Source organism: Streptomyces jumonjinensis (assembly GCF_009600885.1).
Lineage (GTDB): Bacteria > Actinomycetota > Actinomycetes > Streptomycetales > Streptomycetaceae > Streptomyces > Streptomyces jumonjinensis.
This window is the reverse complement of record NZ_VCLA01000190.1, coordinates 50327-62142: the sequence shown is the minus strand read 5'-3', so window position 1 is coordinate 62142 and position 11816 is coordinate 50327. Positions and strand designations below refer to the sequence as shown.

At 71.1% G+C, this 11816-nt stretch carries 13 protein-coding genes; 11 read left to right on the top strand and 2 right to left on the bottom strand.

From position 1 onward, the window contains the following. A partial coding sequence (locus FF041_RS29880; protein ID WP_194292226.1) for a cellulose binding domain-containing protein occupies positions 1-264 on the top strand: 264 nt, incomplete at its 5' end. Positions 265-389: 125 nt separating this feature from the next. Here the strand turns inward: FF041_RS29880 and FF041_RS29875 are convergent. Further along, positions 390-1169: an IclR family transcriptional regulator gene (locus FF041_RS29875; RefSeq protein ID WP_153525680.1), complete on the bottom strand. Its 780-nt coding sequence runs from the start codon at positions 1167-1169 to the stop codon at positions 390-392. Between the two features lie 413 nt (positions 1170-1582). Between FF041_RS29875 and FF041_RS29870 the strand changes: the two genes are divergently transcribed. The 5 genes from FF041_RS29870 to FF041_RS29850 all read left to right on the top strand — a co-directional run bounded on the left by FF041_RS29870 (position 1583) and on the right by FF041_RS29850 (position 6876). Further along, positions 1583-2608, top strand: a complete 1026-nt coding sequence (locus tag FF041_RS29870; RefSeq protein WP_228388717.1) for a siderophore ABC transporter substrate-binding protein — start codon at positions 1583-1585, stop codon at positions 2606-2608. 70 nt (positions 2609-2678) lie between these two features. Further along, positions 2679-3641, top strand: coding sequence for an ABC transporter permease (locus FF041_RS29865; RefSeq protein WP_153525679.1), 963 nt, complete (start codon positions 2679-2681; stop codon positions 3639-3641). Further along, positions 3634-4677 (top strand): iron chelate uptake ABC transporter family permease subunit, encoded by a 1044-nt coding sequence (locus tag FF041_RS29860; RefSeq protein ID WP_153525678.1) that lies wholly within the window; start codon positions 3634-3636, stop codon positions 4675-4677. Before FF041_RS29865 ends, FF041_RS29860 begins: the two co-directional genes overlap by 8 nt. Then, positions 4674-5432 (top strand): iron ABC transporter ATP-binding protein, encoded by a 759-nt coding sequence (locus FF041_RS29855; RefSeq protein WP_323393103.1) that lies wholly within the window; start codon positions 4674-4676, stop codon positions 5430-5432. Before FF041_RS29860 ends, FF041_RS29855 begins: the two co-directional genes overlap by 4 nt. A gap of 460 nt (positions 5433-5892) precedes the next feature. Next, the gene (locus FF041_RS29850) at positions 5893-6876 is read left to right on the top strand and encodes a terpene synthase family protein (protein WP_153525677.1); all 984 of its coding nucleotides are present in this window, start codon (positions 5893-5895) and stop codon (positions 6874-6876) included. An 80-nt stretch (positions 6877-6956) separates the two neighbouring features. On the opposite strand, the gene FF041_RS29845 is transcribed toward FF041_RS29850, so the two are convergent. After that, positions 6957-7430: a MarR family winged helix-turn-helix transcriptional regulator gene (locus tag FF041_RS29845; protein ID WP_323393100.1), complete on the bottom strand. Its 474-nt coding sequence runs from the start codon at positions 7428-7430 to the stop codon at positions 6957-6959. Positions 7431-7487: 57 nt separating this feature from the next. Between FF041_RS29845 and FF041_RS29840 the strand changes: the two genes are divergently transcribed. The 5 genes from FF041_RS29840 to FF041_RS29820 form a co-directional block, all read left to right on the top strand. Next, a complete protein-coding gene (locus FF041_RS29840) occupies positions 7488-8306 on the top strand; it encodes an alpha/beta fold hydrolase (protein WP_228388716.1) in 819 nt (272 codons plus the stop codon). A gap of 89 nt (positions 8307-8395) precedes the next feature. Then, on the top strand, positions 8396-8641 hold the full coding sequence (locus FF041_RS29835) for an RNA polymerase sigma factor (protein WP_228388715.1): 246 nt from the start codon (positions 8396-8398) through the stop codon (positions 8639-8641). Further along, entirely contained in the window at positions 8638-9135 is a 498-nt protein-coding gene (locus FF041_RS29830) for a transmembrane transport protein (protein WP_153525675.1), read from the top strand. Before FF041_RS29835 ends, FF041_RS29830 begins: the two co-directional genes overlap by 4 nt. Before the next feature lie 88 nt (positions 9136-9223). Then, positions 9224-11047, top strand: a complete 1824-nt coding sequence (locus tag FF041_RS29825; RefSeq protein WP_323393098.1) for an MDR family MFS transporter — start codon at positions 9224-9226, stop codon at positions 11045-11047. A gap of 115 nt (positions 11048-11162) precedes the next feature. Continuing rightward, positions 11163-11816 (top strand): alcohol dehydrogenase catalytic domain-containing protein (locus FF041_RS29820; protein ID WP_323393097.1); only part of this gene is annotated, 654 nt, incomplete at its 3' end.

Genomic DNA, 11816 nt, shown 5'->3' with positions numbered 1-11816 from the left:
GCCTGGGGCAGCGGCTACGGCATGGACGTGTTCGTCAAGAACGACTGCGCCACCGCGGTCTCGGGCTGGAAGGTCGAGTTCACCCTGCCCTCGGGCACGAATGTGTCCAGTAACTGGTCCTCGAACAAGACCCAGAGCGGCCGGCGCTTCAGCTTCACCAACGTCTCCTGGAACGGGGCCATCGCCCCAGGTCAGGAGAAGGGCTTCGGCTTCAACGCGGCCGGTTCAGGTCTGCCCGCCGATCTGACCGCCGCCCGGCAGTAGGAGAGGCTCGCCCTGGGGGAGAGCGGTGCCGCGCGCCGTCGCGGCGGTCGTCGCCGGTCCGGTGGCGGTGGGGACGCCGACCCCGGCGGCCCGGGCCGGGCACGGCGCCGTGACGCCGTGACAGGTCATCTGATGCCTTGACGGCGCAAGGTGTTCGCGAGGGCGGTGGCGTGCGACACCACCGCCCTCGCGATGCGTTCGACCTCTTCCTCGGTGGCGGCCTCCACCGGCATGGAGCAGCTGAGCGCGTCCGAGGCCGGGATCCGGTAATGCACGGGCGCCGACAGACACGCGACCCCCACCGTGCCCTGCTCCCGCTCCAGGGCCCAGCCCCGGTCCCGGACCCGGGCCAGTTCGGCGTGGAGCTCCGACCGGTCGGTGACGGTGTTCGGGGTGAACGCCTCCAGATGCTCCGGGAGCACGGCGTCCACCTCCTCGGTGGTGAGATCGGCGAGCAGCGCCTGGCCGAGCGCGGTCAGATGGGTCGGCAGCCGACGGCCGACCCGGGGGATGACCCGGACGCTCTCGCGGGCCTCGCGGCTGGCGAGGTAGAGCACATAGCCGTCGTCCCGGCGGGCGAAGTGGACGGTGTGGCCGGTCTCTTCGCGCAGGTCCTCCATCACCTCGTGGGCGTACGGCAGGGCCGGGTCGCGGTCGAGATAGGCGGTGCCGGAGAGCAGTGCGTGCGGGCCGACGCCGAATGCGGAGCCGCTGTCGTCGGCCTCCACCCACTTCAGTTCGCGCAGAGTGCGGATCAGGGCGTGGAGGCTGCTCCGCGGATAGCCCAGCCGCTCCTGGAGCTCGGAGACCGACAGTTTGTCGTGCGAGGAGGCGAGTGCCTCCAGGATGCGCACCGTGCGTTCGGCGGACTTGACCGTGGCGATGTCCGAGGTCGCTTCGGGCATACGCACCCTCCTCCAGATCCTGCGGGTCTGTTGAGCGGCATGGTATCGGACGCCGGTTTTCCCTGGAAAAGCCAGTACATCCTCAGATTTGATCCGTATATCTGGACCGGAGCGGCGGGCGCGACGACGAGAAGGCGCACTGTTCGAAGACTTCGGCACGGACGAGGCGGTCGCCGGGGCGGGGTGCCGAGACCGTCGGGCAGTGCGGCGATGGTCGGCAAGGATCGCCTTACTCGACCTCCTTGCGTCCGGTACGCCAGACGCGGGCCGTTCCCTCGTCGAAGCCCCTTGGCCTGCCGATCGGGCCTTCCCCGAGGTCGCGGCGGCCTCCGGGCGGACCCGGATGATGGGCGAATTGAGGGTTAGGTTAGGCTAAGCGAAGTCGCGAGTCCTTGCAGCCTCATCGCCGTGCGATGCCGGCTGCCCATCAGCTCTGGGAGTCATCCGCCGTGCGTTCCGTCCGTTTTCGCAAGTCCATCGTGGTGACCAGTACGGTCCTGTGCGCAGGAATGGTGCTGAGCGCCTGTGGGGAGTCCGGCAAGGATTCGGCTGCGGGCAAGAGCCAGGGCGAGGTCACCGTCACGACCGCCAAGGGCAAGCTCGAAGTGCCCCGGAAGCCCTCCCGGGTCGCCGCGCTCGACAACACGTCGTTCGTGACGCTCAAGGCGCTCGGCGTCAAGCCGGTCGCGGTGCCCAAGGCGCTCCTGCCGCAGAAGGGCTTCGAGGACTGGAAGAACGACTCGTCCATCAAGGACGTGGGCACCCATCACGAGCCCAAGTTCGAGGCGCTCAACGCCAGTGAGCCCGACCTGATCATCGGCGGCTACCGGTTCACCGCGCACCACGACAAGCTGTCCAAGATCGCCAAGACGATCGACGTCGCTCCGTCCGACGAGGCCGAGGGCGGATACGTCAGCTCGCTGAAGGCGCAGACCGAGACGCTCGGAAAGATCTTCGGCGAGGAGGACAAGGCCAAGGAGATCGTCGCCGCCCTGGAGAAGGCCCAGCAGTCGGCCACCGAGGCCACCAAGGGCGAGAGCGTGTTCCTCGCGGTCGCCAGCGCCGGCAAGGTCGACAACGGGGCCAGCCGCATCGGGCGCCTCACCGAGCCGCTGAACCTGAAGAACGTGCTCGAAGCCGAGGGCGAGGAGAGCACCTCTGTGCACGACAACTCGGGGCTCGCGCCCGAGACGGTCGCCAAGCTCAACCCCGACTGGATGATCATGCTGGACCGGGACGCGGCCATGGGCGAGGAGGGCGGCGCGGAGGCCGTCGCCGCGAAGGAGCTCGTGGACGGCATGGAGGCGTGGGACAAGACGACGTTCCGCGAGAAGGACCAGGTCGTCTATCTGCCGAGTGACTTCTACCTGACCGAGGGCATCCAGGCCTACACGGACGCCTTCGACAAGGTGACGACCGCGTTCAACGCGGCCGGCTGACCCTTTCACGCCGGTGCGGCCCCGGCCTCCCCGCCGGGGCCGCTCTCATCCCACTCGTCCCGGAAGCCTCATGCGCCGACTCCCGCTCCTGCTGGCCACGCTCTGTGTGCTGGCCCTGGTCACCGCCTCCCTGTTCATCGGCGGATACGACATCGACCTGCGCGCCCTGTTCACCGACCCCGAAGCCCGGCGAATGTTCCTGATCTCCCGGGTGCCGCGTACGCTCGCCCTGGTCCTCGCCGCCGCGGCGATGGCCGTCTCCGGCGTGATCATGCAGATGCTGGTGCAGAATCGATTCGTCGAGCCGACCACCACCGGCACCAGCGAATGGGCGGCCCTGGGGGTACTGCTGCTCACCCTGCTCGTGCCGGGCGCGTCGCCCTTGCTGAAGATGGGGGCCGCCAGTGCCTTCGCGTTCGCCGGCGCGCTCGTCTTTCTGGTCGTCCTCGGGCGGATCGGGCTCAAGTCGCAGGTCATCGTGCCGATCGTGGGCATCATGCTGGGCGCCCTGGTGAGCGCGGCGACCCTGTACATCGCCTCCTCCACCAATCTGCTGCAGATGCTCGCCACCTGGCGTTCGGGCGGCTTCAGCTCGGTGGTGCGCGGCAACTACGAGCCGCTGTGGGTGGTGGGGGCCATCGTCGTCGGGCTGTATCTGCTGGCGGACCGCTTCACCATCGCCGGACTCGGCCGGTCCACGGCCACCAGCCTGGGGCTGCCCTACCGGCGCATCATGTTCATCGGGCTCATCATGGTCGCCCTGGCCGCGGGCGTGACCACCGTCGTCGTCGGGTTCATCCCCTTCCTGGGGCTGATCGTGCCGAATCTGGTCTCGATGGCGCGCGGCGACGACGTCCGCGGCAATCTGCCGTGGGTGGTGCTCAGCAGTGTGGCTCTGATGATCGCCTGCGATCTGGTCGGGCGGCTCATCGTCTTCCCGCTGGAGATTCCGGCGACGGTGGTGCTCGGCGCCTTCGGGGCGGTCGTGTTCGTCGCGATGATCCTGCGTCAGCGAGGGAAGGCCCATGTCTGAGACTCATCTGCCCGCCCCGTCCCCCGTGGAGACCGCACGGGACGGCAAGGGCGCCGGGGCCGCCGCGGTCGCCCCCGTCCGCCGGGGGCTTCCCCCAGCCGCGCGGCTCGCTGTGGCGGGCGGGCTCGCCGCCGTCGCCGTCGTCTGCTTCCTCTTCCTCTTCATCGAGGGGTCCTTCGACTTCGCCTTCGAGCGGCGCCTGACCATGCTCGGGACGATGCTGGTCGTCGCGTTCACCCAGGCGGTGGGAACGGTGGTGTTCCAGACCATCACCCACAACCGGATCCTCACCCCGTCGATCATGGGGTTCGACTCCGTCTACATCCTGATGCAGACCCTCCTGGTGTCGGTGTTCGGCGGCGGTGTGCTCGCCGCGACGGACGGGATGCCGAAGCTCGTCACCCAGACACTGCTGATGGTCGGCTTCACGATGCTGCTGTTCGGCTGGCTGTTCTCCGGGCGCAGCGGCAGCCTCCATGTGCTGCTGCTGGTCGGTGTGGTGCTGGGCCTCGCCTTCCGCAGCCTGTCGGACTTCCTGCAGCGGATGCTCTCGCCCGCCGAGTACGACGTGCTGTCGGCACGGCTGTTCGGGCGTCTCAGCAGCGCTGAGGCGGCGTATCTGCCCCTGGCCGGCGCCGTCTGCCTGATCGTCGGCGCCGTCGTCTGGCAGCGCCGCTACCGGCTCGACGCCCTTCTCCTCGGCCGGGACGCCGCCACGAACCTGGGCATCTCCTACAAGCGCGAGCTGACGGTGATGCTGCTGCTGGTCTCCCTGCTGATCGCGATGTCGACGGCGCTCGCGGGCCCCATGACCTTCTTCGGGTTCGTCACCGCGATGCTCGCCCACCAGATGTCGGGCACCCATCGACACGCCGTCGTGCTGCCGATGGCGTTCCTCATCGGGCTGATCACCCTGGCGGGCGGGCAGTTCATCATGGAGCACGTCTTCTACGCCTCCGGCATGCTCACCGTCGTCATCGAGTTCGTCGGCGGGGCGGTCTTCCTCGTCCATCTCCTCCGGAAGGGCACCCTGTGATCGAGTTCACCGACATCCGCAAGGTCTACGGCGACGACACCGTGCTCGGTCCGGTGTCCGGGCGGATCCCGGCGGGCGGCGTCACATCGCTCGTCGGCCCCAACGGCGCCGGGAAGTCCACCCTGCTGACCATCATCGGTCGGCTCGCCGAGCCGACCTCGGGCACCGTGACCGTCGACGGCCTCGATGTGCACCGGGCCAAGTCGCAGGACGTCGCGCGGACACTGTCCGTACTCCGCCAGGAGAACCACTTCACCGCCCGTGTGACGGTGCGGGAACTGGTCTCCTTCGGGCGCTTCCCGCACAGCCGCGGCCGGCTGACCCGCGAGGACGTCACCCACGTCGACGACGCACTCGACTTCCTCCACCTCGGCGACCTCCAGCACCGCTACCTCGACCAGCTCTCCGGCGGTCAGCGCCAGCGCGCCTATGTGGCGATGGTGCTGGCCCAGGACACCCGGTACGTCCTGCTCGACGAGCCTCTCAACAACCTCGACATGAAGCACTCCGTACGGATGATGGCCCAGCTGCGCCGCGCCGCAGACGAACTCGGCAAGACCGTCGTCCTGATCGTGCACGACATCAACTTCGCCGCCGCCTACTCCGACCGGATCATCGCCCTCCGCGACGGCCGGATCGCGGCCTCCGACACCGTCGAGGCGATGATGCGCGCCGAGGTGCTCACCGAGGTCTTCGACACCCCCGTGCGGATCCACGAAGTCGATGGGACGCGGACCGCCGTGTACTACCGGTGAGACCGCGGTGCTGTCGCCCCCGGGCCACGGCACCGCCACCGCAGGTCAGGCCGGCAGCCTGGCGTCCACCGGGCCGAGCCGCGCTCCTGCGGCGACGGCCCGGTGCCGTACATCCCCCCGCCGGGGGCGCCGTCCAGGCCCTGGTACGAGCACGACCCGTTCCGGCCATTCGCCGCGGCCGTCGTAGCGCGGCGGCTGGCTGGAAGGGGCTCTGGCCGGAGGCAGCCGTCTCCCACATGCTGGATGCGTCGAACGGAAGTCTGCCGAACGGGTGTCCCGTCCCGGTGGTGAACGGCCCGCGGCTACGGCGGCCTTCCCGGCGATCGGCGCCCCGGGTGCGACCGAGCGGTGATCACCGTCCGGGTGCGATCGAGCGGTGATCACCGTCCGGGTGCGCGGGCCCGTACCCGTGTCCCGTCATGAGCACGCCTGCCGAGCCGACCAGAGGAGAGCACGCCGCATGACGTCTTCCCCGCCTCCCCTCCCCGCCTACCCGTGGGCGTGCGACGCGCACCCGGAGACCTTGAGCCTGGACCGCTGGGTCGCGCGATGGGTCGGGGAGCACCTGGATCACCTGCCCGACGGGACGCGTGACCTGTACGCGACCATGGGCCTGGGAAGAAGCGTGGGCGTCGTGCTCCCGTACGGCTCGCCGGAGCGCATCCGCCCCATGGTCCTGGCCTTCCTCTACGGCACCGTCCTGGCCGGCTCCTGCCGGGACGCCGGCCCGCGGGAGACGGTCCGCGTGGCGGACCGGGCACAGGAACTGCTGCTGGGCGCCCCGCCGCGCCCCGGCGACGACGGAACGCTGCGACTGGTGGCTCTCGCGGGCCGGGAGCTGAGGACCCTCATGCCGAGGGAGTTCGTCACCCGGTACGCGGGCGGATTCCGGGACTTCCTGGTCCACGGCACCGCCCGGGAGAGCCCCTACCGCCGGGCCGGCGCCGTACCGCCGGTGGCGGAATGCCTGGCCATCCGCGCCTACTCGATCGGCACGCATTTCGCTCTCGACCTCATCGAACCGGTCCTGGAGCGCCCGCTGCCCCCGGCCGTCGCCGGTCATCCGGTGCTCGCCCGGATGCGGTCGCGGATCATCCGGATGACGGCGCTGCAGAACGAGATCGCCACCGTGGACCGGGAGCGTCCGCGCGGACGCCACGGTGATGTCATGAACGTGCTGCTCGCCGCCGAGGACCACTGGGGTCTGTCCGCCGAACAGAGTCACCGCTACGCCGTCCATCTGATCCAGCAGGCCGTCGAGGAGTTCGCCTTCCTCCGCGGCGCTCTGCCCGACTTCGGGCCGGACCAGGATCTCGTGGCGGAGTACGTCGAGCGCATCGCCTGCGTTCCCGGGGGGTGGAGACGCTGGTACACCGAGGCGCCGCTCCCTTCCGGCACTCATCCCGGGGACGCCCGGCTCCCGACTCCGCCTGCCGCCGTCTGACGGAACCGCCGACCGCGCCGGAGACCTTCTCGCGGGCGGCGCCGGGGCGTCCGAGGCGAGGACGTGGCCCGGTGCGCGGCTCAGTTCACATCGACATCGTCGAAGAGCTCCAGCATCCGGCCGAGTACCCGTACGCAGGCGGTGATCTCGGCGTCGGTGAGGTCGCCTCCGACCTGGCGCAACAGGGCGCGCTCGCGGGTGATCACGGCGGTGATGGCGGCCTCGCCCGCTGCGGTCGGCCGGATCAGCGGGGACCGCTGGTGCGCGGGGTTGGGGACGGTCTCCACCAGGCGGCGGGCCGCGGCGTCGTTGACCATGCGCTGGACGAACTGGCGGCTGAGCGCCTGGGCGCGGCCCATCTGCGGGACGGTCATGGGCCCGTGCTCGCGGAGCAGGTCCAGGACGGCGCGCACACCGACGGAGAGCCCCTCGGCCGGCGCGTTCTGCTCGACTTTGCGCTGGACGCGCCGGTACAGGGGGCCGACCAGGGCGAACACCTCCATGAGCCGGGCGGAGAGGTCATCGGGGGCGAGGGGCGGTTCGGTGTCGGTCACCCGACCATCATGACACCTCGGTTGCCAATATTGCGGATGGATGACACCTTGGGTGTCATGAGTACTGCCTACGACACCCTTGCCTCCTTCACGTCCGAGGACGGCGTCCTGACCTATCGCGACACCGGCGCGGGCCGCCCGGTGGTGCTGCTGCACGCCGGTTTCGTGGACCACACCATGTGGGACGCGCAGATCCCCGCCCTTGCCCGGCACTACCGGGTGATCGCGCCGGACGCCCGGGGACACGGCGCGTCCGCCAACGCGAGCGCGCCGTTCCGTCAGACCGACGACCTCGCCGCCCTTCTGCGTCACCTGGACTCGGGCCCCGCCGTCGTCGTCGGCGTGTCGATGGGCGCGGCCATCGCGGTCGACACCGCGCTGGAACACCCCGGCCTGGTCGGCGCGCTGGTGCTCAGCGGCGGCGGCGCGCGCGACGCCGGGTCCGGCGACCCGTGGACCCGGGAGCTCCAGTCCGCTCAGACCCGGGCGCTGACGGCCGGTGACATCGAGGGCTGGCTCGACACTTTCGCCGTCGTCGCGGCCGGCCCGCACCGCGAACCCGGAGACGTCGACCCGGGCTTGGTGCGACGGCTGCGGGAGATGGCCCGGCGGACGATCGGCAAGCACACGCCCGGCGAACCGGACCATCACCTCCCGGTGCCCCACGCCACGGCTCGCGCGGCGGAGATCGCCGTCCCGGTCCTGGCCCTCAACGGCGCTCTCGACGCACCCGGTCTCATCGGCGCGGCCGACCACATCGCCCGTACCGTCGCCGACGGCCGCACCACGGTCATCGACGGCACGGCCCACTTCCCCAACATGGAACAGCCGGAGGTCTACACCCGGGCCGTCGAGGACTTCCTGCGCACCGTGTAGACCGGGCCCGACCCTTTCGGGCGACGGCGCGAAGCGGCGGCGGAGCCGGCCCACGCGCCGGAGGAGACCACCCGTATCGCTCAGGACCCATGAACCTTTCGGCCCCGTATGACGACTGTCTCGGCGGCGTTCTGACCACCATCGAGATCGAAGCCGGCCTCACCGGGCTGCCACCCCTGGAGCGCGAAGTGCTGATCCTGTTCCACCTACAGGATCTGCCTCTGGCCGCCTGCGCGGAGGTGCTCGGCGTACCGCCCGGCACGATCAAGAGCAGACTGCACCGTGCACGGCGCATGTTGCAGAGCATCCTCGCCGAAAGGGGATACGAGGCATGAGCGAGCAGCACTCCGCGGCTCAGCGGGATGTGCCCGAGGAACTGGAGCGCGCGCTGGCCGCGGAAGTCTCGCTGAGCTCCCGGATGCGGCACATGGCCGTGGGCCTGGCGGGAGGGTGCGCGGCGGTACTGGTCGCGGTGGTGTGGGCCACCGAGCCGCATCCGCTTCCCGCGCGCACCCAGGCGGCCTTCGCCGGGCTGATCGGCACCGGGCTGGCATGGTCCGCCTTCGCCGGCTGGGTGCTGAGCAGGCGCCGACCGCTGTTCGCGGGGGACCGGGTGCTGGGAGCCCGGCTGGCGCTCGCGGCGACCGCGGTGACCGGCGCCGCCGGGACGGCACTGGCCGCAGCTCGCGGTACCACGGCGGAGGCACTGGCCACCGCCCTGGCCGGAGCCGTCCTCATCGCCGCCGCGGGACTCGTCCTGCTACGGGCGCGGTCCCGCCGCCGTGAACTCCTGCGGCTGCGGGACGCCCTGGGACGAGACGCCTCCTGAAAGGACGTCTGCCGCCGCCCGCCCGGAGACGTACCCGGCCGGGTGCTCCCCGGGTGCGCACCGGGCCCGGTGGCGGAAGGCTGCGAGAGTGAGCAGCGCCTCCGTGCCGGAGTCCCCCGGGGCCGACCCCGCCCTCGCGCCCCCTGCCCTCGCGCCGCCCGTGCTCGATGTGCGCCACCGCAACATCGTGGTGGGGACGGTGATGCTGGGAGTGCTGCTGGCGGCCCTGGACCAGACCATCGTGGGCACGGCGCTGCCCACGATCGTCGCGGATCTGGGCGGCGGCGCGCACATGTCCTGGGTGGTGACCGCGTATCTCCTGGCGGAGACCGTGGGGACCGCCCTGGTCGGCAAGTTCGGCGACCTGTTCGGCCGTAAACGCGTGTTCCAGGTCTCGACACTCGTGTTCGTCGTGGGATCGATGCTGAGCGGTCTGGCCCCCGACATGGCGCTGCTGATCGTCTGGCGCGCGGTGCAGGGCCTCGGCGCCGGCGGGCTCCTGGTCACCGCGGTCGCCCTGATCGCGGAGGTGGTCCCGGTCCGGGAACGCGGCACCTATCAGGGGGGTATGGGCGCCGTCTTCGGGCTCGCCACCGTGATCGGGCCGCTGCTGGGCGGCTTCTTCACCGACCATCTGAGCTGGCGGTGGGCGTTCTACGTCAATGTGCCCCTCGCGCTGGCCGTGCTCCTCGCCGCCGCGCACGCCATTCCCGCCGGGCGTCTCCCGGTGCGCCGGCCGGTGGTCGACTACGCCGGGATCGCCCTGGTCTCCGTGGGTGCGGCGGCCCTGGTCCTGGCCACCAGCTGGGGCGGCAGCCAGTACGCCTGGACCTCCCCGGTCATCGTCGGGCTCTTCGCGGGGGGCGCGGCCGTTCTCGCCCTGTTCTGTCTGAGGGAGACACGGGCGGCGGAGCCCGTGCTGCCGATGCGGCTGTTCCGGAGCCGCGTCTTCTCCGTGTGCGCGATCCTCAGCTTCGTCGTGGGCTTCACCCTGTTCGCCGTGCTGACCTTCCTTCCCTCCTACCTCCAGTACGTCGACGGGGACTCCGCGACCGTCTCCGGCATCCGGACCCTGCCGATGGTGATCGGCCTGCTGATCGCCTCGCTCATCAGCGGCCGCGTCGCCGGGCGTACGGGGCGCTACCGGCCGTTCCCCCTGGCCGGGTCGCTGGTCATGGCGGCCGGGCTCTATCTGCTCGCCCGGCTGGTGCACAGCCCCGAGGGCGTCCACCTGCTGCCCCCGGCCCAGCGCGCTCCGGTCGCCGGGGCGTACGCCGACGCCCTGCAATCCGTCTTCCTGTGGACGGCGCCCGTGGCCCTCCTCGCCTTAGTGGTCGCGCTCTTCCTGCCGCAGGTGTCGCTGCGCCCCAGCGTCCGCACCACCGCCAACGACCTCGGCGACGGCTTCTCCGCGCCGGTCCCCGCCGACTCCGCGCTGCTGTTGGAGCGCACGGTCGCCGCGATCCTGACCCGCCACGGGCCCGACCCCGCCCGGCCCGTCGTCGCGGCCTCGGCCACCCGGCTGGACATCGCGGGCGCCTGGGCCGTGATGGACGTCGACCTGCTGCTCGCGACCCGCGCCGAGGCCCCCGTCGCCCTGCTCGCGGCCCGCCACCGGCTCCCGCCGGAAGTCCTGGAACCCCTCTACGCCCGTCTGACCGCCCAGGGCTTCCTGACCCGTGAGAACGACCGTATCGACCTGACCGACGCCGGCCGTCACGAGGTCGGGGTGATCACCGACGCGCTCACCTCCTGGCTCGGCGACCGCCTCGCCGAGGACATCGGCCATGAGCCCGGCCCCGAGATGCGGGCCGCCGCGAACGCCATCGCCCGCCGCTTCCTCATCGAGGAACTGGCCGGCGCCGGCCGGCCCCCGCGCGCCCGCGCCGCCGTCGGGAGCGCTCCTCCGTGACCGGGGTCGGTGGGGCCATTGGTGGTGTGTACGGGCGGGCCGGTGCCGCTGGTTCCGCCGGTTCGTGCGGTGCTGGGCCACGATGGCCCGGCAGACGATCTGTGAGGAGGCCCCTGTGGGAGAGACCATGCGCGCCGTCGTCCTGGACGAGCCGGGGCCGGTGGACCATCTGAGACTGCGGACGCTCCCCATCCCCGAGCCGCCGCCGGGCTGGGTGCGGATCAAAGTGGAGGCGTTCGGCCTCAACCGGTCCGAGCTCCACACCCGACTCGGCCTCGCCGAGGGAGTGACCTTCCCCCGGGTCCTGGGAATCGAGGCGACCGGGACCATCGACGCCGACCCGGACGGAGTGCTGGAACCGGGACGACAGGTGGTCACCATGGTCGGCGGCATGGGCCGCACCTTCGACGGCGGCTACGCCGAGTACACGATCGTGCCCCGCTCCCAGGTGATCCCCTTCACCTCCGACCTCCCTTGGGAGACCATCGGCGCCCTGCCCGAGACCCTCCAGACCGCCTACGGCTCGCTCACCACCGGCCTCGATCTACAGGCAGGCCAGACCCTGCTGATCCGCGGCGGGACCTCCGCCCTCGGCCTGGCCACGGCAGCCCTCGCCAAGGACATCGGAGCGACCGTCTTCGCGACCACCCGCAACCCGGACAGAATCCCGACACTGACCGACCACGGCATCGACCACCCCATCATCGACGACGGCACGATCGCCCCCCTCGTACGAGAGATCCTCCCCGAAGGCGTACACGCCGGACTC

Excerpts from the sequence above, each read along its gene's own strand:
- FF041_RS29875 (WP_153525680.1), bottom strand. The coding sequence starts at position 1,169 with ATGCCCGAAGCGACCTCGGACATCGCCACGGTCAAGTCCGCCGAACGC.
- FF041_RS29870 (WP_228388717.1), top strand. The coding sequence starts at position 1,583 with ATGCCGGCTGCCCATCAGCTCTGGGAGTCATCCGCCGTGCGTTCCGTC.
- FF041_RS29865 (WP_153525679.1), top strand. The coding sequence starts at position 2,679 with ATGCGCCGACTCCCGCTCCTGCTGGCCACGCTCTGTGTGCTGGCCCTG.
- FF041_RS29860 (WP_153525678.1), top strand. The coding sequence starts at position 3,634 with ATGTCTGAGACTCATCTGCCCGCCCCGTCCCCCGTGGAGACCGCACGG.
- FF041_RS29850 (WP_153525677.1), top strand. The coding sequence starts at position 5,893 with ATGACGTCTTCCCCGCCTCCCCTCCCCGCCTACCCGTGGGCGTGCGAC.
- FF041_RS29840 (WP_228388716.1), top strand. The coding sequence starts at position 7,488 with ATGAGTACTGCCTACGACACCCTTGCCTCCTTCACGTCCGAGGACGGC.
- FF041_RS29835 (WP_228388715.1), top strand. The coding sequence starts at position 8,396 with ATGAACCTTTCGGCCCCGTATGACGACTGTCTCGGCGGCGTTCTGACC.
- FF041_RS29830 (WP_153525675.1), top strand. The coding sequence starts at position 8,638 with ATGAGCGAGCAGCACTCCGCGGCTCAGCGGGATGTGCCCGAGGAACTG.